General features: G+C 70.0%; 17 protein-coding genes and 1 riboswitch. Of the genes, 8 read left to right on the top strand and 9 right to left on the bottom strand.

The features are described 5' to 3' along the window. Positions 1-152: 152 nt before the first annotated feature. The 5 genes from RLT59_RS10160 to RLT59_RS10140 all read right to left on the bottom strand — a co-directional run bounded on the left by RLT59_RS10160 (position 153) and on the right by RLT59_RS10140 (position 5,307). Positions 153-1,133, bottom strand: coding sequence for a terpene synthase family protein (locus tag RLT59_RS10160; RefSeq protein ID WP_311303100.1), 981 nt, complete (start codon positions 1,131-1,133; stop codon positions 153-155). Between the two features lie 650 nt (positions 1,134-1,783). Then, the gene (locus RLT59_RS10155; protein ID WP_311303099.1) at positions 1,784-2,770 is read right to left on the bottom strand and encodes an alpha/beta fold hydrolase; all 987 of its coding nucleotides are present in this window, start codon (positions 2,768-2,770) and stop codon (positions 1,784-1,786) included. Between the two features lie 196 nt (positions 2,771-2,966). Further along, positions 2,967-3,344: an alpha/beta fold hydrolase family protein gene (locus tag RLT59_RS10150; protein ID WP_311303098.1), complete on the bottom strand. Its 378-nt coding sequence runs from the start codon at positions 3,342-3,344 to the stop codon at positions 2,967-2,969. Positions 3,345-3,436: 92 nt separating this feature from the next. Then, complete coding sequence (locus RLT59_RS10145) at positions 3,437-3,946, bottom strand: hypothetical protein (protein WP_311303097.1); 510 nt, start codon at positions 3,944-3,946, stop codon at positions 3,437-3,439. Then, a complete protein-coding gene (locus RLT59_RS10140; RefSeq protein WP_311303096.1) occupies positions 3,943-5,307 on the bottom strand; it encodes a molybdopterin-dependent oxidoreductase in 1,365 nt (454 codons plus the stop codon). The genes RLT59_RS10145 and RLT59_RS10140 overlap by 4 nt, the downstream gene beginning before the upstream one ends. Positions 5,308-5,604: 297 nt before the next feature. Here RLT59_RS10140 and RLT59_RS10135 point away from each other — a divergent pair, with 297 nt between their 5' ends. Then, on the top strand, positions 5,605-5,868 hold the full coding sequence (locus RLT59_RS10135) for a hypothetical protein (protein ID WP_311303095.1): 264 nt from the start codon (positions 5,605-5,607) through the stop codon (positions 5,866-5,868). A 103-nt stretch (positions 5,869-5,971) separates the two neighbouring features. Here RLT59_RS10135 and RLT59_RS10130 read toward each other — a convergent pair whose 3' ends face one another. From RLT59_RS10130 to gcvT, 4 genes are all read right to left on the bottom strand, one after another. After that, complete coding sequence (locus tag RLT59_RS10130) at positions 5,972-7,354, bottom strand: L-serine ammonia-lyase (RefSeq protein WP_311303094.1); 1,383 nt, start codon at positions 7,352-7,354, stop codon at positions 5,972-5,974. Positions 7,355-7,522: 168 nt separating this feature from the next. Continuing rightward, on the bottom strand, positions 7,523-8,779 hold the full coding sequence (gene glyA, locus RLT59_RS10125) for a serine hydroxymethyltransferase (protein WP_311303093.1): 1,257 nt from the start codon (positions 8,777-8,779) through the stop codon (positions 7,523-7,525). 19 nt (positions 8,780-8,798) lie between these two features. Then, positions 8,799-9,176, bottom strand: coding sequence for a glycine cleavage system protein GcvH (gene gcvH / locus RLT59_RS10120; protein ID WP_311303092.1), 378 nt, complete (start codon positions 9,174-9,176; stop codon positions 8,799-8,801). A gap of 92 nt (positions 9,177-9,268) precedes the next feature. Beyond that, positions 9,269-10,384, bottom strand: a complete 1,116-nt coding sequence (gene gcvT, locus RLT59_RS10115) for a glycine cleavage system aminomethyltransferase GcvT (RefSeq protein WP_311303091.1) — start codon at positions 10,382-10,384, stop codon at positions 9,269-9,271. A 140-nt stretch (positions 10,385-10,524) separates the two neighbouring features. Next, a riboswitch (glycine riboswitch) is annotated at positions 10,525-10,617 on the bottom strand. Between the two features lie 156 nt (positions 10,618-10,773). Between gcvT and RLT59_RS10110 the strand changes: the two genes are divergently transcribed. The 7 genes from RLT59_RS10110 to RLT59_RS10080 all read left to right on the top strand — a co-directional run bounded on the left by RLT59_RS10110 (position 10,774) and on the right by RLT59_RS10080 (position 18,741). Next, positions 10,774-11,454, top strand: a complete 681-nt coding sequence (locus tag RLT59_RS10110; protein WP_311303090.1) for an AAA family ATPase — start codon at positions 10,774-10,776, stop codon at positions 11,452-11,454. A 31-nt stretch (positions 11,455-11,485) separates the two neighbouring features. Then, the gene (locus RLT59_RS10105; RefSeq protein ID WP_311303089.1) at positions 11,486-12,256 is read left to right on the top strand and encodes an enhanced serine sensitivity protein SseB; all 771 of its coding nucleotides are present in this window, start codon (positions 11,486-11,488) and stop codon (positions 12,254-12,256) included. Positions 12,257-12,464: 208 nt separating this feature from the next. Beyond that, positions 12,465-13,229 (top strand): enhanced serine sensitivity protein SseB C-terminal domain-containing protein, encoded by a 765-nt coding sequence (locus RLT59_RS10100; RefSeq protein WP_311307671.1) that lies wholly within the window; start codon positions 12,465-12,467, stop codon positions 13,227-13,229. A gap of 433 nt (positions 13,230-13,662) precedes the next feature. Continuing rightward, positions 13,663-14,661 (top strand): ABC transporter permease, encoded by a 999-nt coding sequence (locus tag RLT59_RS10095; protein WP_311303088.1) that lies wholly within the window; start codon positions 13,663-13,665, stop codon positions 14,659-14,661. Positions 14,662-14,780: 119 nt separating this feature from the next. After that, the gene (locus RLT59_RS10090) at positions 14,781-16,496 is read left to right on the top strand and encodes an ABC transporter substrate-binding protein (protein ID WP_399126872.1); all 1,716 of its coding nucleotides are present in this window, start codon (positions 14,781-14,783) and stop codon (positions 16,494-16,496) included. Between the two features lie 149 nt (positions 16,497-16,645). Next, positions 16,646-17,656, top strand: a complete 1,011-nt coding sequence (locus tag RLT59_RS10085) for an ABC transporter permease (RefSeq protein WP_311303086.1) — start codon at positions 16,646-16,648, stop codon at positions 17,654-17,656. Continuing rightward, entirely contained in the window at positions 17,653-18,741 is a 1,089-nt protein-coding gene (locus tag RLT59_RS10080) for an ABC transporter ATP-binding protein (protein WP_311303085.1), read from the top strand. Before RLT59_RS10085 ends, RLT59_RS10080 begins: the two co-directional genes overlap by 4 nt. Positions 18,742-18,757: the final 16 nt, after the last annotated feature.

The raw sequence follows: 18,757 nt of genomic DNA, 5'->3' as shown, positions 1-18,757 counted from the left end.
CGCGCATTTCCGGTCACGGGCGGACCGGCCGGGGCCGGACGACGGATGGGGACGACGAATGTCCGGAAATTGCTGCTGTGTTCCCGCATTCCGGCGCCGGGAGCCGTCGGGGCAGGGCCCGGCGGGGGTGTCGGGCCCCGCCGGGCGCCCCGTCAGGCGGCGAAGTTCCGGGACAGCGAGTCCTGTTCGTCGATCTCCAGGAGGTCGGGACGGGTGTAGCGTTCCGCCCGCGCGTGGTAGTCGAAGTCCCCTCGCACGAGCCCCCGGTAGTCCTGGACACAGCGTTCCAGGGCGGCTCGCGGGAGGCCCTCGATTCCGGCCGCCTCCATCTCCTCCTCCAGTTCCTTCTCGGCCCGCTGCACGCGGTCCGCGATTCGGGCCAGCAGGATTCCGGCCTCGTCGGCGGCTTCCTGGAGCGTGCCCCCGCGGTCCCGCTGAATCAGCCGCACCGTGTTGTGCTCATAACCGAGAAGAGCCTCCTTCTCGAACGAGCAGATGTCATTGCAGAGACCCGAGTGATCGGTCACCGCATTGCGCAGCGCGATATAGGCGGGAAGGCTCCGGGCGGATTCCGGGAGATCGATTCCGGCAGCGATCTCGTGCAGGTCCAGGAACGGCTGCATGGCCACCGAATCGCGGCGGTGCTTCACGAAATCGGCGGTGCTCGGCACATGGCCCGCCGCCCGGTCGACCGCCTCGGCGTAGTACGTCCACAGCCACGCGGCGGTGTCCCTGCGGAACTGCCGTACCCAGTGCGCCGGCCGGTCCGTGCAGGTCCGGACTAACAGCTCGCCGAGGGCGTTCTCCATGGGGCCGACCGGTGCACGGGCGCCGTCGAGCACGTCCACCAGATGTGTGATCGCCGACTCGCACAGCCCGGGGTCACGGCCGGCCGGACCGTCGTCGAACTCGTCGTCGACGAGGAAGGCCCAGAAGAGCCACTGGCAGAACAGGTCGAGGTGTTTCTGTGAGGCCTGGGGGAACATCAGGGAGATCCAGAGTTCGGGGCGGGTCCGGAGCATTTTCTTGTGAGCCACCGGTGACAGGACGAGATTGCTGGACTCGGCCCATTCCCAGGCGGCCTGCTTGGTTTTCTCAGCTCCTGGATTGCATCCCGCACTCTCGAACGGCATGTGGAATTCTGGAAGCGCGATCTTGCTCATTGTGCACCTCGTCGAAACGATACGGACATGGAAGGGAGAAACGCGGAAGGAACCGCGCACGCGCGGCCGGATCGGCGAGCGGTGGACGCGGCCCTGCCGGTCGGCGCTCCGCCGGGGCCGTGCCGTCGGGGACAGCGTCCGCACCGGCCCGGGGTGTGGGTGGTGAGGCCGTGGAGCCGACTGCGCCGGACCGTCTCGGGAGCGGATCAGCGGCGGGACGGTTGGTCAGTGCGAGGATGCCGTGAAGCACTGCGTGAAACGGCGCGACCGGGCCGGACGGCCGGATCCCGTCGTGGGTGCGTCGCGGGAGGGGCGGCTGTCATCGCTGTCCTCTTTCCTCCGCCGGGGCATGGGCCTCGGAGCCCGGCCCTGTGGGTTCATGGCAGCGGACCGCCTGACGTGCACGGCGATCGCATCACCACTCGTCACGACCAGTGAACTCCCAGTATGCGGGGGAGGGAAGCCGCTTGTGACTGAAAATGTGTGTTCGTCGTGAACGACTGCTCAGTTACGAGCAGTTGGCGCACTCCCGGGCGGGGCGGGGTGGCTGCGGGCAGGCGGGCGTGCGTCCGGCCGGTTGGGGGCCCGGTCCGGCCGGGCCCCTCCCGCCCGACAGCCTCTCAGGCGGGCAGCGAGGCGAGCCAGCCTGTCAGGATCCGGTTGACCTCTTCGGGGCGCTCCTGCTGGATCCAGTGGCCGCAGCCGTCCAGGAGGTGCGAGGAGTCCAGGCCGGGCAGTGTCGTCGGATACGCCGCGATGGCATCGGCCAGCCAGGTGGTGGAGGCGTCCAGGGAGCCGCCGACGAAGAGGGACGGCTGGGTGACGGGTGCGCCGTCGAACTCCGCGAGATCCTCCCAGTCCCGGTCCATGTTCCGGTAGCGGTTGAGCGCCCCGCTCATCCCGGTCCGCTCGAACTCGCCCGCGTAGAAGTCGAGTTCCGCGTCACCGAGCCAGCCGGGCCGCCGCTCCGGGAAGCGTTCGCGCAGCGTTCCGCCGGGTCCGGCGAAGTGCGGGTCCGGCGCCTCGGGCGCGGGCATGGTGTCGGCGGAGAACGCCGCGTAGAAGCCCGCGAGCCAGCCCCGGACGTCCGGCTCGATCTCGGCCTCCGCCCGGCCGGGCTCCTGGAACCGGGAGACGTAGAACTCCTGGTCCCCGCCCATCCCCGCGAAGATCTCGCTGGGGCGCGGACCGCCGCGCGGGGCGTACGGGACGCTCAGCAGCCCCACCGCGCGGAAGACGTCGGGCCTGATCAGCGCGGAGTTCGCCGCGATCGTGGCGCCCCGGTCGTGGCCGACCAGCACCGCGCTCCGCTCCCCGAGCGCGTGCACCACGGCCGCGTTGTCCTCGACGAGCGCGGCCATCCGGTACGCGGCGACGTCCGCAGGCCGGGAGGACCGCCCGTAGCCGCGGACGTCGATGGCGACCGCCCGGTACCCGGCGGCTGCCAGTGCGGGCAGCTGGTGGCGCCAGGAGTACCAGGACTCCGGGAACCCGTGCAGCAGCAGCACCAGCGGCCCGGTGCCCTGCTCGACCAGGTGGACGCGCCCGGCCGGTGAGGCGACGGTGCGGTGCGTGAGCTCCGGGGACGGGGTGGGCTGATGCGACATGGATCCTCCGCGGCTCTGGTTCTGCGTGGTCCGGGGAGCCGGCCGTACACAGCCGCGCCCCGGGACCCGTACCGCCCGGCGGCCGCCCGACGGCTCCGGACACGATCATGCGACGGGGGTGGGGCGGGCCGCGAGTCGTGTTGCCGCTTCGGCAAACGCGTGGCCGGTGCGCGCGGCGGCCGCGGGGTTCCGGGGTTCAGGCCCGCCCGCCGTCCACTCGTCCGGTGAATTCCAGGACCGCGTCCGCGAGTTCCTCGGGGGCCTCCTGCGCGATGAGGTGGCCGACCCCTTCGAGGTGCACCGCGGTGACCTCACCGGAGGCCACCTGGCGGAAGGTCTTCTCGGCGATCCCTCCGTGGCCGGCGGCCTCGACGGTGAGTACCGGCACGGCGGTCGGGTGCGACTCGGCCAGCGCCCTGGTGGCGCCCCGGTCGGAGAAGACGCCCTGGTAGAGCCCTTCCGTGCCCCGCCAGGCATGCGGGCGGGGGGCCGGCGCCGAGGTGCGCGACGAGGTGGTGCAGGTCCTCGGCCGCGACCGCCTCGCCGTACTCGGTGTCGGCGTTGCCCGAGTCACCGAACCCGCGCAGGCCGAGGGCGAAGACCCGGTGGGTCCCCGGACGTGGAGTAGATCCTGACGGCTGGTTCCCGGCCCCGCCGGGTGAAGGGTCACGGCGATGCCCCGGTGCCGCCCGGCCCCGGACGGCGGGAACGGCCCATCCGGATCAGCAGGGCCACGGCGGAGAGGGCGAACAGGACGGCCGTGAGGATCAGCCAGCGCCCGAGGAACACATCGGCGGAGAGCGTGGAGTACAGGGTGTAGCGCTCGCTCACCCGTCCCAGGATCAGCGGGAAGTACGTCAGCAGCAGCAGTCCGGAGAGGAAGACCGGAACCCGGACGTAGTTGATCCAACGCCCGCCCGGCCGGCCGGACTCCTCGGCCGCGGCGGGCTCCCGGCGCTCGCCCAGGACGGTCTGGGCGGCGCGGTCGGTCACCGTGTACAGGGGCAGCAGCACCAGGTCGTGCAGGAACGCGGCCCCGACGAACCAGATGACGACCTTCCAGGGCTCGGCGCCACCGAGCAGCCGCACTCCGGCGTAGCCGGTGAGCGCGAACGAGCAGAGGACCAGCAGCAGGTGCAGCGGCGAGGCCCCGTACAGGGCGCGGAACCGGTTCACGCGCGCTCCCCGAAGGTCAGCCGGGTGACCCACTTGGTGTTGTGCACGCCCGGGTTGGCCGGGACGATGACCCGCGCCGGGTAGCCGTGGTCGGGGGACAGGTCGGCACCGTTGACCCGCAGCGCCAGCAGGGAGCGCGGATCGCGGACCTGGTTGTCGCGCAGCGTGGTGGAACGGAAGGACCCCGACCGCTGAACGGACTGGACGAACACGCCGGGCGCCGCCCCCGTGAACCCGACGAGTGCCGCCAGATCCGCGAGCCGCACCCCGCTCCACTCCTGGTCCTCCGTGGACCACCCCTCCACGCACGCGATGGGCAGCGCCGCCGAGTGCTGCGGCAGGGCCAGCACCTGGGCGCGGGTGAGGACCCGCTCCCGGCCGGGCCCCCGCACGACGAGCCGCCAGCCGGGTCCCACATCCCGCGCCCTGATTCCCACGCTCGCCGCGGTCTTGTTGATCTGGAATCCGTTGGGGCCGGGCCCGGGGTCCTGACCGCGCGGCGCGAGCAGCGCGGTGGACCGCAGGACGCCCCCGATGCTCTGCCCCGCCGTCACCACGAGCAGCACCAGCGAGCCCGCCCCCACCATGCCCAGCGCCCCCCGGCGCGACATGGTGGGCGCGGCGGGGCGCGGAGTCACCAGCTCCGTGGGGTCCGCCGGCTCCTTCCGCCCCGCCCCCGCCGGGCTCCGCAGCTCCTCGCGGAGACCGCCGCCGCGCAGCATCCGCACCATGAGGGGGACGCGGAGGGCGACATGGACGGTGAAGGCGCCGATGAAGACCCAGGCACCGTAGAAGTGCAGCGGGTAGAACGAGCCGGGGAAGATGTAGTCCAGCTGGATGTTGAGCACCCCGGTGGCGAACTCGAACAGCACACCGCCCACGAGCAGCAGCAGCGAGAGCCGCTCCAGCGCGTGGCCCGCCGACCTGACCGGCGGCCACGCGAACAGCTTGGGGACCACCGACCACAGCTTCGCGAGCAGCACCGGGATCAGGACGATGCCCAGCGTGACGTGGACGCCCTGGGTGAGCCGGTAGAGCCAGTGCGGGTGAGTGGGCCAGGAGAACAGGTAGAAGCCCAGCCAGCCCCGGTCCGGAGTCTTGTCGTTGGCGCCGAGGCCGGGGTTGTACGCGGCGTACGAGAGCAGCCCCGTCACGAACATCAGCGTGATGCCCACCAGCAGTACCGCGCCGAGCACGGACGTCAGCCAGGGCCCGCGCAACGGGCTGCGCCAGAAACCCCGTCGGGTCGGACCGGCCGGCGGTCCGTCCCGCAGCAGCTCCGGCAGCGAGGGCCGGCGCCGCGCGGGTCTCCGGAGCGTCGAACCGGTCCGGCCCTGGGCCATCGACTGTCTGTCTTCCATGACGCCCCTCGTGAATCGGACACGACGTGAGACAAACGCCAGAAAGGGGACCATAGCGTCCGCGTCGTCGGAGACACGGCATTACTCCGAGCGCGCTCGTGCACCAGGCGTATACCAGGCGGACGCAGGGCGTGCGCCGGGCGTATTAGGGGGCGCGCGTTGGCAGTTGGGGTAACAGGGGAATCCGTTCGGTGCAACTCCTGACGAGAACTTGGCGTGCCTGCTCCGGATACCGCCTCGCTCGGTTCATGGTGAATCGCCCGCACTACCCGTGATGTACCGCAAAAGGAGTGACCCATGGTTCGCCGTATCGCGATCACGCTGGCCACCGTTGCCGCTGCAGGATTCATGGCCGCCGCCCCGGCCGCTGCCAACGGCGGCGGGAACGGCGAGGAGGCCGGCAAGATCGGGGCCAACTACTACGAGTTCGACGCCTCGCGTCAGAACACGGAGTTCTTCAACGTCGGTGGCCCCTACGGCATCACCTACGGCAAGCAGCACAAGGCGGAGCTGGAGGGCGAGGGCGGCAGCTTCTACGCCGAGTACCTCAGCCGGGGCTGACCTCCCGCACCACGCAGGGCCCGTCCCACCATGGGACGGGCCCTCGTACATTCCCGCGCCGGCGCCCTGCCCCGGCGCGGCCGAGGAGGCAGGGCCTCGCTGCCTAGCACTCGATGATGTTCACCGCGAGCCCGCCCCGGGCGGTCTCCTTGTACTTGACGCTCATGTCCGCGCCCGTCTCCTTCATGGTCTTGATGACCTTGTCGAGGGAGACCTTGTGGCTGCCGTCGCCGCGCAGCGCCATCTTCGCGGCCGTGACGGCCTTGACCGCGGCCATGCCGTTGCGCTCGATGCACGGGATCTGGACGAGGCCGCCGACCGGGTCGCAGGTCAGGCCCAGGTTGTGTTCCATGCCGATCTCGGCGGCGTTCTCCACCTGCTCCGGGGTACCGCCCAGGACCTCGGCGAGGGCGCCGGCGGCCATGGAGCAGGCGGAGCCCACCTCGCCCTGGCAGCCGACCTCCGCGCCGGAGATGGAGGCGTTCTCCTTGAAGAGCATGCCGATCGCACCGGCGGCCAGCAGGAAGCGGACGACGCTGTCGTCCTTCTCCGCCTCCGTGGCGCCGCCCGCCGCGAAGTTCATGTAGTAGTGCAGCACCGCCGGGATGATGCCCGCGGCGCCGTTCGTCGGGGCGGTGACGACGCGGCCGCCCGCGGCGTTCTCCTCGTTGACCGCCATCGCGTAGAGGGTGATCCACTCCATCGCGTGGCTCTGCGGGTCGCCCTCCGCGCGCAGCTGGCGGGCGGTGTTCGCGGCGCGGCGGCGGACCTTCAGGCCGCCGGGCAGGATGCCCTCGCGGGTCATGCCGCGGGAGACGCACGCCTGCATGGAACGCCAGATGTCCAGCAGCCCGGAGCGGATCTCGGCCTCGGTGCGCCAGGCCCGCTCGTTCTCCAGCATCAGGGAGGAGATCGACAGACCGGTGTCCTGGGCCAGCCGGAGCAGCTCGTCGCCGGTGCGGAAGGGGTGTTTCAGCACGGTGTCGTCGAGGACGATCCGGTCCTCACCCACCGCGTCCTCGTCGACGACGAAGCCGCCGCCGACCGAGTAGTACGTCTTCTCCAGCAGCGGGGCGCCGTCGCGGTCGTACGCGAAGACGGTCATGCCGTTGGCGTGGTACGGCAGCCGCTTGCGGCGGTGCAGGACCAGCTGCTTGTCGGCGTCGAAGTCGATCTCGTGCATGCCGAGGAGGTTGAGCCGGCCGGTGGAGCGGATCTCGGTGACCCGGTCGTCGGCCGTCTCGACGTCGACGGTACGGGGGGACTCGCCCTCCAGGCCGAGCAGCACGGCCTTGGGCGTGCCGTGGCCGTGGCCGGTGGCGCCGAGCGAGCCGAACAGCTCGGCGCGTATCGAGGCGGTGTGGGCGAGCAGGCCCTCGTTCTTCAGCCGGCGTGCGAACATACGGGCCGCGTGCATCGGGCCGACCGTATGGGAGCTGGACGGGCCGATGCCGATCGAGAACAGGTCGAAGACCGAGATGGCCACGGGTGACTCCTCAAAAGCGCTGGTAGACGCCGTTGTCTGCCGGGTGGTGCGGTACGGGCCGGGCCGGCCCGAAGGGCGGGGCAAGAGCGGGGGGCAAGGGTTGGGGCACCCCGCTCACCTCTCAGTGTGCGTGGTGCCCCGCCCTCATGCGCAAATGCGCAGGTCTGACTACAGACCGGGGTACAGCGGGAACTTCTCTGCGAGCGCGACGACGCGGGCCTTCAGGTCGTCCGCGTCGTAGGACGGCTTCAGGGCGGACGCGATGATCTCCGCGACCTCGGTGAAGTCCGCCGCCTGGAAACCGCGGGTGGCGAGCGCCGGCGTGCCGATCCGCAGACCCGAGGTGACCATCGGCGGCCGAGGGTCGTTCGGGATGGCGTTCCGGTTGACCGTGATGCCCAGCTCGTGGAGCCGGTCCTCTGCCTGCTGGCCGTCCAGCTCGGAGTTGCGCAGGTCCACCAGGACCAGGTGCACGTCGGTGCCGCCGGACAGGACGGAGACGCCCACCTCGGTGACGTCCGGCTGCACCAGACGCTCGGCGAGGATGCGGGCGCCGTCCAGGGTGCGCTGCTGGCGCTCCTTGAACTCCTCGCCCGCCGCCACCTTGAACGAGACCGCCTTGGCCGCGATCACGTGCTCCAGCGGGCCGCCCTGCTGACCCGGGAAGACCGCCGAGTTGATCTTCTTGGCGAGCTCCTGGGTGGAGAGGATCACACCGCCGCGCGGACCACCGAGGGTCTTGTGCGTGGTGGTCGTGACGACGTGGGCGTGCGGCACCGGGTTGGGGTGCAGGCCCGCGGCGACCAGACCGGCGAAGTGCGCCATGTCGACCATCAGGTACGCGCCGACCTCGTCCGCGATGCGGCGGAAGGCGGCGAAGTCCAGCTGGCGGGGGTAGGCGGACCAGCCGGCGACGATCAGCTTCGGCTTGGACTCCTTGGCGAGGCGCTCGACCTCGGCCATGTCCACGACACCGGTCTCGTCCACGTGGTACGGGACCACGTTGTAGAGCTTCCCGGAGAAGTTGATCTTCATGCCATGGGTCAGGTGACCGCCGTGCGCCAGGTTCAGGCCCATGATCGTCTCGCCCGGCTTCAGTAGCGCGAACATCGCGGCGGCGTTGGCCTGCGCGCCGGAGTGCGGCTGCACGTTCGCGGCCTCGGCCCCGAAGAGCGCCTTGATGCGGTCGATGGCGATCTGCTCGATCACATCGACGTGCTCACAGCCGCCGTAGTAGCGGCGGCCGGGGTAGCCCTCGGCGTACTTGTTGGTCAGGACGGAGCCCTGGGCCTCCATGACCGCGACCGGAGCGAAGTTCTCCGAGGCGATCATTTCGAGGGTGGACTGCTGACGGTGGAGCTCGGCGTCGACAGCGGCGGCGACGTCCGGGTCCAGCTCGTGGAGGGAGGAGTTCAGAAGCGACATCAGGTGGTCCCTTGGGGTCTCAGTTGCCGGAGAACGCGGTGTACTCGTCGGCGGAGAGCAGATCGGCCGGCTCCTCCGCGACGCGCACCTTGAACAGCCAGCCGCCTTCGAACGGTGCGGAGTTCACCAGCGAGGGGTCGTCCACGACGTCCTGGTTCGCGGCCGTGACCTCGCCGGTCACCGGCGAGTACAGGTCGCTGACCGACTTGGTCGACTCCAGCTCGCCGCAGGTCTCGCCCGCTGTCACCGTGTCACCGACCTCGGGGAGCTGGGCGAAGACGACGTCACCGAGCGCGTTGGCCGCGTGCTCCGTGATGCCGACCGTGGCCACGCCGTCCTCGACGGCCGACAGCCACTCGTGCTCCTTGCTGTACCGCAGCTGCTGGGGGTTGCTCATGACCTGAATTCTCCTGTACGCGGGGGAGTGCTGATGAACGATGGTCTTACGGTGTGAGACGCGACTGCGTCACTTCTCGACGCGGGCGGCCGTTACTTCCGGCGCTTGTAGAACGGCAGCGCCACGACCTCGTACGGCTCGTGGCTGCCCCGGATGTCCACCGCGACGCCCTCGGTGCCGGGCGTGGCGTGCGCGGCGTCGACGTACGCCATGGCGATCGGCTTGCCGAGGGTGGGCGAGGGGGCGCCGGAGGTGACCTCGCCGATGACCTGGCCGCCGGCGACGACGGGGAACCCGGCGCGCGGCACCCGGCGGCCCTCGGCGACCAGGCCGACGAGCTTGCGGGGCGGGGCGGTCTCGGCGCGTTCCGCGGCGGACTCCAGGGCCTTGCGGCCGACGAAGTCGCCCTCCTTCTCGAACTTCACGACCCGGCCGAGACCGGCGTCGAACGGGGTGAGGGAGGTGGTCAGCTCGTGCCCGTACAGCGGCATGCCCGCCTCCAGGCGCAGCGTGTCGCGGCAGGACAGCCCGCACGGGATCAGCCCGCGCGAGGCGCCGGCCTCGGTCAGCGCCTTCCACAGCTGCTCGGCGTGCTCGGGCGCGACGAACAGCTCGAAGCCGTCCTCGCCGGTGTAGCCGGTACGGGCGATCAGCGCGGGGACCCCGGCGACCGTGCCGGGCAGTCCGGCGTAGTACTTCAGCCCGTCCAGGTCCGCGTCGGTGACGGCGGCCAGGATGGCGGGGGACTCCGGGCCCTGGACGGCCAGCAGCGCGTACGCGTCGCGGTCGTCGCGCACCTCGGCGTCGAAGCCCTCGGCGCGGGCGGTCAGCGCGTCCAGCACGATCTGCGCGTTGCCCGCGTTGGCGACCACCATGTACTCGGTCTCCGCCAGCCGGTACACGATCAGGTCGTCCAGGATGCCGCCGTCCTCGGCGCAGATCATCGTGTAGCGGGCCCGGCCCACCGAGACGGTGCCGATGTTGCCGACCAGCGCGAAGTTCAGCAGGTCCACGGCCTGGGGGCCGGTGACGGTGATCTCGCCCATGTGGGAGAGGTCGAAGAGGCCGGCCTTCGTGCGCACGGCGATGTGCTCGTCGCGCTCACTGGCGTACCGCAGCGGCATGTCCCAGCCCGCGAAGTCGGTCATCGTGGCGCCCAGCGAACGGTGCAGGGCGTCGAGGGCGGTGAGACGGGGGGCGGTGCTCATGGATATGGCTCCCAGGGCATGACGACGAGGACGATCCCTCCCCATCTGTCATCGGAACCTGAGAGGTTCGCCGAGAGACCCGGAGGGGTTCGGCTTGCACCTTGGGTGGAGCCGCGGGGCGACTCGCTTTTCAGATCTGCCTCATCCACGCGGTACGGGGCCTGAGAGATTCAAGGGAGGATCTTGCTCCTTCGGCGCCCGGCCTGTGGCCGGAACTCTCCCGCGCGGATTCAAGCGGCCTTTATGCAGTTGGCCGGGCCATCATCGCACGCATCTCCGGCCAGTGGGGCGCCGGTACCCCACCGGATCCGGCGGGTCGCGCGCTTGTGCCGCATTACCTTTTCTTTACACTTCTTGGCAGGTGTGGGTCGGCCGACAGGGGGATGGTGATGGCGTTGCAGCGGTACGCGACGACCGCGGGGGCCGCGCACGGCGCACTGCCCGCACAGTCGGGTGCGCCGGCCCGGGAGGCGCTGGGGCCGCGCGGACCCGTCGTCCGGGACCTGCGCGACCGGGCCGGGCGCAGCCCGCGCGGCCTGCACTTCATGGCGGGCGATGTGGTGGTGGTCTCCGGGCTGCCGGGCAGCGGCAAATCGACCCTGATCGGACGGGCCGTGTCCGCCCGCGTCATCGACTCCCAGGACACCAGGGACCGCTGGGCCGCCGTGCTGCCGCGCTTAGTCCCGTACGCCCTCTACCGCCCGCTCGTCCGCGTCGCCCACTACTGGGGGCTGTGGCGGGTGCTGCGCTCCGGCGTCTCCGTCGTCGTGCACGACTGCGGTACCCAGTCCTGGGTGCGCGGCTGGCTGGCGCGCGACGCCCGGCGGCACGGCCGTGTCCTGCACCTCGTCCTGCTCGACGTCAGCCCGCAGACGGCGCGGGCCGGGCAGATCGAGCGGGGGCGCGGCGTCTCCGGATACGCGTTCGCCCGGCACCGCAGGGCGCTGCGGAGGCTGCTGCGGGAGACCGAGACCGGACTGCTGCCGCTCGGCTGCGCATCGGCGGTCCTGCTGGACCGGGAGGCGGCGGCGCTGCTGACCCGGATCACCTTCGCGGACGCGCGGGGCTAACCTCTTGCGACAGGCCCTAGAGAGGTAAGCAGTGGACACTCCGGCGCATGACTCCATCCACCAGCGGGGCGGATGGCCGGCCAATGAGCTAGAAGAAGTACTGGGCGCCTCGCTGGGCAGCCCGGAAGCGGGCGGCCGGCTCGTGGAGGTGCTCGGCCGCAGCCATCTCTGGGTGCCCCTGCCCAACGGCGGCGGGCCGGACTCCACCGACCTGGACCTGCCCACGCTGGAGCTCGACGGCGGGGTGTACGTCCCCGTGTTCAGCTCCGAGCACCAGTTCCTCAGCTGTGTCGGCACCCATATGTCGTTCACCGTGGCGCCCGCCGTGGAGTTCGCCCGCGGACTGCCCCCGCAGCTCGGCCTCGCGGTGAACCCGGGCGGCGCCGTCGGCATGCCGCTGCCGCCGCCCGCCGTGGCCGAACTCTGCCGGGCCGGACGCAGCGTGCTCGACGGACCGGCCGGCGGCGGCCGGGTCCGGCTCTACGAGCCGGACTGGAAGGAGGAGCCCGTCGACTTCCTCGCCGCCGCCGCCGACGAGTTCGCCCGGAGCGGTGTCGTGCTCAGCGCCCGCAGGACCCTCGCCAGCATCGAGGGGGGCGACCCCGTCCTCTTCGTCGGCGTCGAGTTCTCGACCTGGGACGGTGCGGGGCGCAACGCCCCCATGGACGCGCTGGGCCGGGCGCTCGGCCGCGTCGAGCCGCCGTGGCCGGTCAACCTGGTCCTGCTCGACGTGGCGCAGGACCCGGTCGCCGACTGGATGCGTGCGCGGATCCGGCCGTTCTTCCAGCGCCCCGCCGAGTAGCGCGGCCCGGCCGCACCGGGGGTGACGGCGCCGGGCCATGGCGTCAAGTCGGTGTCATGACCGGCGCCTAAGCTGGTTTGATGGCTGGTGCCTCGGCACCGCGCCGCACCCGTGTGCCCCGGGAGCGGCAGGCCGACACAGTGGATCGAAGAGGGGCGGGACCAGGGTGAGTGCGTCAGGCACGGGGGCGGCCGGGCGGGTCGAGAACATGCTGCGCCAAGTGACGCCCGGTCGCTACGACGCGTACGAGGCCCTGCTCCAGGCCCTGACGGCCGACCGGATCTGGATGCTGCTCTGGCACGGCCGGGCCGGTTCGCCCGACGCACAGTACGGCAACATGGAGGTCGAGGGCCTCGGCTACGCCCCCTGTGTCACCTCCGCCCAGGAGCTGGCCGCCAGCGGCTGGAACCGGGCCCACGAGGTGGTGGGCGGCCGCGACATCGCCCGCGCCCTGTTCCCCGACCGCTGGGGCATCTGGCTCAATCCGCACGCCCCGGGCGGCGGCGTGGGCATCCCCTGGCTCGACCTCCGCCGGATCGCCACCGGCCTCGACCGGATGCCCGCCGGTCCGCTGCGGATCAGCGACCCCGCCCTTGAGACCCCGCAGTTCTACGCGCAGCTGACGCAGAACGCCCACCACACCCCGGCGGTCCGCTCGCTGCGTCGCGCCTGGGTGCAGCCCGCGCTCGGCGTGCCGTACCTCGCCATCGGCCTCGACCTGTACGACACGAGCCAGCCCTCCGTCGACGCGGTGCGCGCGATGATGCGGCAGTCGGTCGGCGCCGTCCCGGAGGGGCTGCCGGTCTCCACCGTCGCCATGTCCGACGAGTACGACCCCGTCGCGATGTGGCTGCGGGGCAACTCCCGTCCGTTCTACGACCGGGAGTCGCACGCCCCGGCCGGCCGCAGTGGCGTCGTCGCTCCCGGTTACGGCTACCCGCAGGCACCCGGACCGGCTCCGCACACCTACTAGTGCGCCCACCGGAGCGGACAAAGGTCCCTGCGGCGGACAAGATGACCCTCCCGGTCACCCAAATAGCCACTCAATAACGCCTGTTGGGTGTCATGTCCGTTCTGGTGGATTAGCGGGCGAGTAGTCCGCTCACTCGCTCCACCTGTCCGGATAACGGAAGCTCACTGACCGCATCACGTTTGAGCAAACATTCCCCGTCAGGTCTGGCGGGTGATCGCAACTGCGTTGAAGACTCCCGGCTAGTGGGGATCGTCGGCCCTTTGTACGAGGTTGCCCCGGCGGACATTCCGCAGACGCATTTCCGCACAGAGTTCCGCACCGATTTCGCACCGAGACGCCAGCAGCCGCGTGAACACGCGCGGCCGACAAGCGCCAGGCCGTTACCGCGGCGAGCAAGGGCCGGCCACCGCCGGCGGGAGGGGTCAAAGGCACTGTGACCGCACCGATCGAGACCACCGGATCGGCTGCCGAGGCTCAGCCGGAGGCAGTACTCACGGGAGTCAAGCAGAGCCAGATCGAAGGCCGTTCGCTCGGACGGATCGCCTGGTCGCGCTTCAAGCGCGACAAGGTGGCCGTCGCGGGCGGCATCGTTGTCATCCTGCTGGTCCTGCTCGCTGTCCTCTCCAAGCCGATCCAGGCCGTCTTCGGTCTGGACCCCAACGAGTTCCACCAGGACCTCATCGACCCCGCGCTGCTCGCGCCCAAGGGCGACTGGGGCGGCATCAGCTGGAGCCATCCGCTCGGCGTCGAACCGCAGTACGGGCGCGACATCCTGTCCCGGATCATCGAGGGCTCCTGGGTCTCCCTCGTCGTCGCCGTCGGCGCCACCCTGCTCTCCGTGGTGATCGGCGTCTTCTTCGGCGTGGTCTCCGGGTTCTACGGCGGCTGGGTCGACACGGTCATCAGCCGCATGATGGACACCTTCCTGGCCTTCCCGCTGCTGCTGTTCGCGATCTCCATCTCGGCGGCGCTGCAGGACGGCGCGTTCGGTCTTGAGGGGCTGCCGCTGCGGCTCGCGGTACTGATCTTCGTGATCGGCTTCTTCAGCTGGCCGTACATGGGCCGTATCGTCCGGGCCCAGACGATGAGCCTGCGCAACCGCGAATTCGTCGAGGCGGCCCGCTCGTTGGGGGCCCGCGGCCCCTTCATCCTCTTCCGGGAGCTGCTGCCGAACCTGGTGGCTCCCATCCTGGTCTACTCCACGCTGCTGATCCCCTCGAACATCCTCTTCGAGGCGGGTCTCAGCTACCTCGGGGTCGGTATCGCCCCGCCGCAGGCCTCCTGGGGCGGGATGCTCACGAACGCGATCGACTTCTACCGGAACGACCCGATGTACATGATCGTGCCAGGCGTGGCCATCTTCGTCACGGTCCTGGCGTTCAACCTGCTGGGAGACGGGCTGCGTGATGCCCTCGACCCCCGTAGCAAGTAGGGCCCAAGGGCGCTCGTCACAACGACGTGCGACATGCCATGGCAACCATCGATTGAGGGGAATTTCCTCAGGTGAAGACCAGTAAAACGACAGCGGTGGTTGCCACGGCTGTGGTCCTGATGCTGGGCGCGTCCGCGTGCAGCGGCTCCGACGACGACAACAACGGCGGCGGGAGCAGCAAGGGCTCCGGCGCCACCGACGCCGCGCTGACGTCGGTCGTCAACAAGTCGGAGAAGAAGGGCGGGACCGTCAAGATCGAGCTCTCCGACGAGCCCGACTCCCTGGACCCCGGCAACACCTACTACGGCTGGGTGCAGAACCTCTCCCGCCTGTACGGCCGCACCCTGACGTCCTTCAAGCCGGCCGCCGGCAAGGACGGCCTGGAGGTCGTCCCGGACCTCGCGGAGGGCCTCGGCAAGGCGAGCGCGGACGCCAAGACCTGGACGTACACGCTGAAGAAGGGGCTCAAGTTCGAGGACGGGACCCCGATCACCTCGAAGGACGTCAAGTACGCCGTCGAGCGCTCCAACTTCGCGCCGGAGGCCCTGTCCAACGGCCCGACGTACTTCAAGGCCCACCTCGCGGGCGGCGACAAGTACAAGGGCCCGTACAAGGACAAGAGCGCGGGCGGCATCTCCTCCATAGAGACGCCGGACGACAGCACGATCGTCTTCAAGCTGAAGGACCCCTTCGCGGACTTCGACTACCTGGCGACCTTCTCGCAGACGGCCCCCGTGCCGGCCTCGAAGGACAAGGGTGCCGACTACGTGAAGCACATCGTGTCCTCGGGCCCGTACAAGTTCGAGTCGTACGACGAGGGCCGCGGCGCGACCCTGGTGCGCAACTCGAACTGGGACCCGAAGACCGACCCGAACCGTCCGGCCCTGCCGGACAAGGTGACGATCCGCTTCAAGGTGAAGCAGGAGACGGTCGACAACAACCTGATCTCCGACAACATCACCGTTGACGGCGGCGGCACCGGTGTCGCCCCGGCCACCCAGCCGAACGTGATCACCAAGCCCGACCTGAAGAAGCAGACGGACAACTCGTACGCGGGCGCCACCTCGTACATCGGTCTGAACGTCAACGTGGCCCCGTTCGACAACATCCACTGCCGCAAGGCCGTTCAGTGGGGCCTCGACAAGGCGTCGGTCCAGGCCGCCCAGGGTGGCGACCCCAAGGGTGACGTCGCGACGACCCTGCTGCCGCCGACCGTCAACGGCTACAGCAAGTTCGACCTGTACGAGTCCGCCGGCCACAAGGGCGACGAGGCCAAGGCCAAGGACGAGCTGAAGCAGTGCGGCAAGCCGAAGGGCTTCGACACCAAGATCTCGGCCCGCTCCGACCGCCCCGCCGAGATGGCCATGGTCACCGCGGTGCAGGCCTCGCTCAAGAAGATCGGCATCAACGCCGAGATCAAGAGCTTCCCGGCCGGTAAGTACTTCTCGAACTTCGCGGGCAACCCGAGCTACGTGCACGCGAACAAGCTCGGCATGATCATGAGCGCCTGGGGTGCCGACTGGCCGACCGGCTTCGGCTTCCTGGACCAGATCATCAACGGCTCGGCCATCAAGCCGTCCGGTGGCAACAACGTCCAGGAACTGAACGACCCGAAGATCAACAAGCTGCTCAACGAGGGCATCGCCAACACCGACACCGCCGCCCGTGAGAAGGCGTGGGGCGACGTCGACAAGGCCGTGGCCGAAGGCGCGACCGCCGTGCCGCTGATCTACCGCAAGAACCTGCTGCTCCGGCCGAAGTCCGCGACCAACGTCACGGTCACCCAGGCCTACCTCGGCATGTACGACTACGTGCTGATGGGTTCCGCCAAGTAGGTACGGCTCCGCTCCCCGGGCCGCGCGCACACGGCGCGGCCCGGGGAGCGGCCCCCCGGGCCCCCAGAATTGTCCTGAAAGGCAGGTGAAGGCACGGTGTCCGACCGCACGGGTCACCCCCGGCAGACAGATACCGGCGCCGGATAGCTGTGGCTGCGTACATCATCCGACGCGTCTTCGGCGCGGTACTGCTGCTGTTGATCGTCAGCGCAGTCACCTTCGCGATCTTCTTCCTCGTCCCCCGGCTCGCCGGGCAGACGATGGACCAACTGGCGGCCCAGTACGTGGGCAAGGACGCCAATCCGCAGTCCATCCTCGCGGTCAAACAGAACCTCGGCCTCGACCAGCCGCTGTACCAGCAGTTCTGGCACTTCATCAAGCAGATCTTCGTCGGCGCGGACTACACGTTCGGCCCCGAGGTCTCGCACTGCGGTGCCCCCTGCTTCGGCTTCTCCTTCAAGAACCACGTCGAGGTCTGGCCCGAGCTGACCGCGCGTATCCCGGTCACCTTCTCGCTGGCCATCGGTGCCGCGGTGATCTGGCTGATCAGCGGTGTGGCGATCGGTGTCGTCTCCGCGCTCAAGCGTGGTTCGATCCTCGACCGCTTCTTCATGGCCGTCGCCCTCGCCGGCGTCTCGCTGCCGATCTTCTTCACCGGCATGCTCGCGCTGGGCGTGTTCACCGTGCAGTGGCCCGTCTGGGAGAACATCACCTACGTGCCGTTCACGGAGAATCCGCTGGAATGGGCCTGGAACCTGCTGATCCCGTGGTGTTCGCTGGCCTTCCTCTACTCCGCGCTCTACGCCCGCATCACCAGAGCCGGGATGCTGGAGACCATGGGTGAGGACTACATCCGTACGGCCCGCGCCAAGGGCCTGAGGGAGAACGTGATCATCGGAAAGCACGGTCTGCGGGCCGCGCTCACCCCGATCGTCACCATCTTCGGCATGGACTTCGGCCTGCTGGTCGGCGGCGCCGTCATCACCGAGCAGGTCTTCTCGTTCCAGGGCCTCGGCTTCTACGCCATCGACGGGGTCCGGGGCAACGACCTGCCCATCGTGATGGGCGTGACGCTCATCGCGGCCTTCTTCATCGTCGTCTGCAATCTGCTGGTGGACCTGGTGTACGCCGCCATCGACCCCAGGGTGAGGTACTCGTGACCGAGGTTTCCAAGTCACAGACAGCGGCGGCCGGCAAGCCCGCCGCCGCGCGGGCCGCCGACGAGGCCTTCCTCTCCGTACGGGACCTGCGCATCCACTTCAAGACGGACGACGGCCTGGTCAAGTCGGTCGACGGCGTCAGCTTTGACGTGAAGCCCGGACAGACCCTCGGCATCGTGGGCGAGTCCGGCTCGGGCAAGTCCGTCACCTCGCTCGGCGTGATGGGCCTGCACCGCACGGCCCCCAACGCCCGTATCTCCGGCGAGGTCTGGCTGGACGGCGAGGAGCTGATCGGCGCGTCCGACGACCGGGTGCGCGCCCTGCGCGGCCGCAAGATGGCCATGATCTTCCAGGACCCGCTCTCCGCGATGCACCCGTACTTCACGGTCGGCGGGCAGATCGTGGAGGCGTACCGGGTCCACAACAAGGTCAGCAAGAAGATCGCGCGCACCCGGGCCATCGAGATGCTCGACCGGGTCGGCATCCCCGAGCCGCACAAGCGGGTCGACTCCCACCCGCACGAGTTCTCCGGCGGTATGCGCCAGCGCGCCATGATCGCGATGGCCCTGGTCAACAACCCGGAACTGCTCATCGCGGACGAGCCGACCACCGCCCTGGACGTCACCGTCCAGGCGCAGATCCTGGACCTGATCCGGGACCTGCAGAAGGAGTTCGGCTCCGCCGTCATCATGATCACCCATGACCTCGGGGTGGTCGCGGAGATGGCCGACGAGCTCCTGGTGATGTACGGCGGCCGGTGCATCGAGCGCGGTTCGGCGGAGAAGGTCTTCTACGAGCCCCAGCACCCGTACACCTGGGGTCTGCTCACCTCGATGCCGCGCATCGACCGTGAGGAGACCGACCGGCTGATCCCCGTCAAGGGCCAGCCGCCGTCGCTGATCAACGTCCCGGACGGCTGCGCGTTCAACCCGCGCTGCCCGTACGCGGACATCCCCAAGGACAACATCACCCGCACGACGCGCCCCGAGCTGGAGCAGGTCGGTGACGGACACTTCGCCGCCTGCCACATGGCACCGGAGGAGCGGTCCCGGATCTGGACCGAACAGATTGCGCCGAAGCTGTGAGCGATCCGAGTGATGT

Origin of the sequence: Streptomyces sp. ITFR-6 (assembly GCF_031844725.1) — a bacterium.
GTDB lineage: Bacteria > Actinomycetota > Actinomycetes > Streptomycetales > Streptomycetaceae > Streptomyces.
This window is presented reverse-complemented; position numbering and strand designations above follow the sequence as displayed.